The organism is Lutimaribacter marinistellae (genome assembly GCF_042648365.1).
Classification (GTDB): Bacteria; Pseudomonadota; Alphaproteobacteria; order Rhodobacterales; family Rhodobacteraceae; genus Lutimaribacter_A; species Lutimaribacter_A marinistellae.
Genome location: NZ_JBHRXI010000045.1, coordinates 1388 through 7288 on the forward strand (window position 1 = coordinate 1388; position 5901 = coordinate 7288).

The following is a 5901-nucleotide window of genomic DNA, read 5'->3' on the forward strand; positions in this document are numbered from 1 at the left end:
CGCCAGCGTGTCGTTGCCCTCCTGGCCGAAGATCTGGTCATTGCCACCACCGCCCTCGGCCAAGTCATTGCCCGCACCCGCATAGATCACGTCGCGCTGGTCGGCCTCGTGCCCGTCGGGGCCGCCGGTGATGGTGTCATCTCCGTCGCCTCCGTTCAGCGTGTCGGCGCCGGGTCCGCCATCGAGACAGTCGGCCCCGTTCAGCCCGCGCAGGACATCGTTCCCGGCAAGGCCGAGAATCTCGTCGTCACCCTCGGTCCCCTGAAGCGTGTCGGCGCCCGGCGTGCCCTCGATGGTCCCGCCGGCAGGGAACAGTTCCGAGACCAGGAGCGCGGTGTCGTTGAATTCCAGCTCTTCCACGTTGCTCAGAAGGTCGGTGCCTTCGGCGCTGATCACACGGATCACACCCGATCCCGGCGCCGTTTCCGTGATGGAAGCATCGCCTGCATTGGAGTCGAAGAGAACAGTGTCGTGACCTGCCCCTCCGTCAACAGTGTCATTGCCATCCTTCGCACGCAGACGGTCGTCACCATCGGTCAGGGTGATGTCATCGTCCAGCCGCGAGCCACGGTATTCCCAAACCGGCCCTCCGGAAATCGTGTCGGAGCCGCCGAACCCGTCTTCGCTGACCATTCCGGCACCAAAATCGGCAACAATGCCATTGGATATGCTGCTTGAGTCGTAATCCAGCCGGACACGCCCAGGCCCGGTTCCCACCTCGATCGTGTCGTTGCCGGCATAACCGCGAATACGAATGTCACCGTCGTCCGAGGCGGTCGCCGTTATTGTATCGTCATGGGAACTCCCAAACAGCCACAGGTGCTCACTTTCCATCGGGTTTCGGACATCGACCAACGTCGTGGTTCCGTTTGCCCCCTTGTCGATGCTCCCAGTGTTGCTCGCGCCATCAACCATGATCGAGACGCCGGAACCGAGTGAGAAGTGTGCGAGTACAAAACTGCCCACAGTCGTGCCAGCAAACTCTATGCGGTCGTCACCTGAGCCACTGTCCAGCTCGGAGTACCCGTCGCTGTTTCCTGCAACCAGCGTATCATCACCTGAACCGCCACGCAGTGTATCTGCACCATCTCCCGCGTTAAGGATGTCATTGCCGTCGCCCCCATCCAGGAAATCGTCCCCGCCACGACCAAAGATGGTGTCATTTCCTCCCACGCCTTCGATCCCGTCGTCACCGGAACCACCGCTAATGCTGTCATCGAGATCTGTGCCGCGAAACCGATCGACAGAGGCGCCGGTTATTGTGTCACTTCCTCCGAAACCGTCTTCACTGACGATACCCGCGCCAAGGTCGGCAACCACCCCGTTGGAAACCGAGCTCGATTTGTAATCAAGCCTCAAGCGCCCGGCATCATCACTGATGTTGAAGGTATCGTTTCCGGCATATCCGCGGACATATGCAAAGCCGCCTTCTGCCACCGTCACGTTGAACACATCGTCGAAATTGCTGCCGGCAATCCCAACCCCACCACCAAGCATCGGGGTCTGCACATCAACAAGCGACGTCGTCCCCGCCGTGCCCTTGTCAACGCTTCCGGTATTCGCGGCCCCATCGACATTCACCGTTATCCCGGACTCAAGCTCGAAGTTCCCCAGGAACACATGCCCGTTTGCAAGGTCGGAAAGGATGATGGTATCGTTGCCGGCTCCGGGATCGACTTCATCAAAATCATCATTGTCACCAGGGTTGAGCACATCATCACCGGCACCACCTCGCAGCGTGTCAGACCCGTCGCCACCAGTCAGGCTGTCATTTCCTCCACTGCCACGGATATGATCATCTTCGGCAGAACCGAGAATGGTGTCGTCCAGATTAGTGCCTCGAATCTGGTCCAGCGTATCTCCCGTGATTGTGTCGCGCCCACCAAAACCGTCTTCGCTCACGATACCTGTGGACAGGTCGGCCACGATTCCGGTCGCGACGGATGTCGCGCGGTAATCCAGTCGCACCGTACCGGGTCCGGCGACAATGTTGAACGTGTCGTCGCCGGCCATGCCGCGCATCATGGCGAAGCCGCCGTCGACCCCGGTGAGGTTGAAGACGTCATCATGGTTCGAACCCTGAACCATGAAGCCTCCGGCCAACATCGCCACTTGCACATCAGTCACGGTGGTGGTGCCATTTGCGCCCTTGTCGATGGTCGCGGAATTGGCGACACCATCAATGTTCACCGTGACGCCAGTTGGCAGAGAGCTGAAACCCACGACCTGAAAGCCTGCCCCGGTATCAGTCAGGATGACCACGTCATCACCGGCTCCCGTGTCAGTGTAGTCAAAGCTGTTGTTTTCGCCCGGATTAACGGTGTCGTTGCCGGCTCCAGACTCAATGATGTCCTCGCCACCCAGGCCATTGATGATGTCGTCTTCTGGACCCGTTGAAATCGTGTCGTTACCCGGTGTCCCATTGGTCAGAATGGACATTTTCCCCTCCCGAAATTTGCTTCTTAAAAAAATGGTATGCACTATGAGGGAAAAAAATCATGAGTCAAACTTTCCCTGCCTGTCCGGATTTTGCTTTCATCTGACATTTCCCAAATCGAAAGCCGTCGCGGTTACGCTGACGAACCATTGAGCGCCGGGCAAGCCTCTCCGGCACGCGTCTTTGTTGAACCGGCGTTTGACGGACGGATCTGTAATTTGCGGAGCTTGGCGGTGTTTCCCTTGAGGGTTTCAAGGATCTGTCCGCACTGATTGCTTTGAGGCGATCATGCTGTATCGGGTTTCACAAGGCCGAACATTGCATCGACTCGAAACGGGCACTTAGGCTCATCCGGTAACCTTCGCAGATCGTTCGTCACTGCATTCCCTCTCGGAACACCGCCCTCGGATCAGCTTTCCGTCTTCTCCGCTGACAAGTGATTTCTATCTCACCACACGCTTAGAACAATGTGCCGTCAAGCAGCATCGCGTGCATGATAACAGCTAGCCGCCTGGCAAGCGCCACGCGCGCCTTTCTCATGCCTCGGCGTTTGGCGATCTTCTGGGCCCAGGTTTTGAGGGTGAAGTTGCCACGACTGCGCGTCAGGATCGAATTGGCCGCTTCGTAGAGCAGCTTGTGCCCGAGGCCAATGATCTGACCGTTGGTATCATGGCGCTGGTGGCCCAGCAGGAACGCGAGGCCATCTCCCACCGTACCAAGGAGGCACTCGCCGCCGCCAAGGCCCGGGCGTCAAGCTCGGCAGCCCCAACGGTGCCGCCGCGCTGAGACGCTCCGGCGAGGACGGTTCCGCCCTGCGTCGCACGGTCACCGCAAACGCCGACGCCTTCGCCCGCGACCTCGCCCCCGTCATCGCGTCGATCCGGGCCGAGGGGCATAAGACCCTCCGCGCGATGGTGGAGGTCCTCAATGCACGCGGCATCAGAACCCGACGCGGAGGCCGATGGCATGTCTCGACGGTAAAGAACCTGTTGCAGCGACTGAAGTCGAATGGTGGCAATAAGTTCCAGATGCCAGCCAAACTGTAAATGGACGTTGCTCAAATAGCAGCGTAAGACCGGTTCGAGCGCAAAGCAGACTCTTTCTAAAATTCCGCTCCGCTGTGATATCTTTGTCCTATGGAGCGCCGGATTGCTGCTGTCCTCGCCGCCGATATGGTGGGCTATTCTCGTCTCATTGAGAGAGACGAGGTAGGGACTCTCAAGCGCCAGAAGCGTCACCTGCAGGAACTCATTGAACCAACGATTTCCGCCAAGAACGGTCGTATCGTGAAGCTCACTGGTGACGGTCTTATCGCCGAGTTCTCATCGGTGGTAGAAGCCGTCCAGTGCGCTGTGTCCGTTCAGGCCGAGATGGCCGTGCGGGAGGAAGATATTCCCGATGATGAAAAGATCCGATATCGGGTGGCGGTCCACCTCGGAGACGTGGTCTTCGACGATGGGGATGTCTACGGCGACGGTGTAAACGTGGCTGCGCGGCTGGAGGGGCTTGCCGAGCCCGGGGGCGTGGTCGTCTCCGGTACGGCTTACGATGTGTTGAAAGCGAATGTGGATGTCGCCTACAAGTCGCTGGGTGAGAAGCAGCTGAAGAACATCGCCGCTCCTGTGCGGGTCTATCAGGTGGTGGATGGAGTGCCAATTGCGCCAGTTCCGCGGGGACCAAACAGGCCCCGTTGGATTGCAGCGGTAGTGGTTACAATCGCTATAATCGCAGGATTTCTTTGGTGGCAACAGAGACGAGGCATTGATCCGATTAATCCGGAAGAACTCGCTTTCGCACTGCCGCGCAAACCATCATTAGCCGTGATGGCCTTTGAGAACCTGTCAGGCGACTCGTCGACGGCCTACATCGGGGATGGGCTGGCCGAGGCCGTGATTACCGGTCTGGCTCAAAATCCCAAGCTTTTCGTGATCTCCAGAAACTCGAGCTTTTCGTACAAGGGAACGCCAACGAAGATTCAGACGATCGCGGAGGAGTTGGGGGTTCGGTACGTTCTCGAAGGCAGCTTCCAAACTGACGATGAGCAACTGCTCGTCACGGCACGCCTCATTGACGCATTGAAAGGCGTTCACCTGTGGGCTGAGACGTTCAAGCGCGATCTTTCGACCGAGGGCCTTCTTAAGGTTTACGACGAAATCGTCGATCAAATCGCTGTTGAACTAAGCGTCGAAATGATTGCTGGAGACCAAGCGCGTCTGGTTTTTGTCGATGCAGGTGATCTGGAAACCTACAACCTCTTTGGTCAGATGATCGCCGAATATCAATCGGGTACGCCAGAGAGCATCGAACGGGCAATAAACTTGGCGAACAGGGCTATTGAGAGAAACCCCAAGGCTTCGCTTCCTTACGCTATTCTCGCGTGGGCAAGTTTTTTTCGAATATCGGCAGGATTGACCGACGACCCCGAAAAAGATTTCGCAAACGCACGCAAGAACGCTGAAGCCGCAAATAGCCTTTCACCGGAAACCGGAGTGGGACATCCTGTGCTGGCCCACTTGGACTTGTTGGAAAGGAACTATCCTTCCGCTCTCGAGCACGCAGATCACATACTGATCAAAAGTCCACATGACGGAACCTCGACGGCCCTGGCCGGATGGGTCTACTCTGCATCGGGAAATCCTGAGCGTGGTCTGGAGCTTTTGATGCAAGCTATAAGGGCTGAACCGTTTTACCCTGATTTTTTTGCGGTATATTTGGGGCAAACCTACTTGATGCTTGAGCGTTGGCAGGAAGCCAGAGATGTATTTCTGGCGCTTTATGGCAAGAGCCCCAACTATGGTTACTCTATGTCCTTGGCCATAGCATTTGTGCAACTCGGAGCTGTTGAGGACGCAAGGTTGCAGGTTCAGAAAGAGCTCAAGTCAAACCCTTCGAGGATCACAATACAAACCTTTTTGGCGTGGTTTGGTTACGTAAACGACCCTAGCTATCTCGAAATGTCAGTTTCCTCGCTGCAGCTGGCCGACGTTCCTGAAAAGTGACTCCTTGTTGGACTCGAACGGCCGAAGCTGGCTGGCGGCTTCGGCCGTATTCCTGACTATGGCGTTTGTCACAATGAACGTCACCTCTGGAGACAGCCAAAAATCAGCGGAAGAGGTTGCCCCTATACGCTGGTGTCGTGAATTGTCGGATGATGCCGACCTTACAAGCGATTGATGGATCTGGTATCATTCCCTCAGCCACTGGGACCTCTCAGACACGATTGCAATGTGTTCGCTGGGAGGGGGTGGGTCAGATCTCTACGAGGCCTCATCGGGACCGCCGGGTGGTCGCCAGTTTCTTGCGCGGCCACAATTTGGACCGGGGGTTGTCGGGAACAGAGGGCGGGGGCTGAAGACTCTATGCTCTGCCCCCTGAAAACTGGATCGTTCGGAGCTGGAGTTGTCCGCTAAATTTCCTTGGCTGGGAGAGGAGCGGAATCGCATGAAAGCATCGAAGTTCACGGA

Annotated in this window: 3 protein-coding genes and 1 pseudogene; 2 read left to right on the forward strand and 2 right to left on the reverse strand. The window is 57.1% G+C overall.

Going from position 1 to position 5901, the window contains the following annotated elements; all coding sequences use genetic code 11:
• Both ACFORG_RS20720 and ACFORG_RS20725 read right to left on the reverse strand, forming a co-directional pair.
• A partial coding sequence (locus ACFORG_RS20720) for a calcium-binding protein (protein WP_386737481.1) occupies window positions 1-2439 on the reverse strand: 2439 nt, incomplete at its 3' end.
• Window positions 2440-2896: 457 nt separating this feature from the next.
• Window positions 2897-3070: pseudogene (locus ACFORG_RS20725) on the reverse strand (IS110 family transposase); the annotation flags it as partial.
• A 245-nt stretch (window positions 3071-3315) separates the two neighbouring features.
• Between ACFORG_RS20725 and ACFORG_RS20730 the strand changes: the two are divergent.
• Window positions 3316-3483 (forward strand): recombinase-like helix-turn-helix domain-containing protein, encoded by a 168-nt coding sequence (locus ACFORG_RS20730; RefSeq protein WP_386737485.1) that lies wholly within the window; start codon window positions 3316-3318, stop codon window positions 3481-3483.
• A gap of 90 nt (window positions 3484-3573) precedes the next feature.
• Window positions 3574-5436 (forward strand): adenylate/guanylate cyclase domain-containing protein, encoded by a 1863-nt coding sequence (locus ACFORG_RS20735; protein ID WP_386737482.1) that lies wholly within the window; start codon window positions 3574-3576, stop codon window positions 5434-5436.
• Window positions 5437-5901 lie beyond the last annotated feature (465 nt).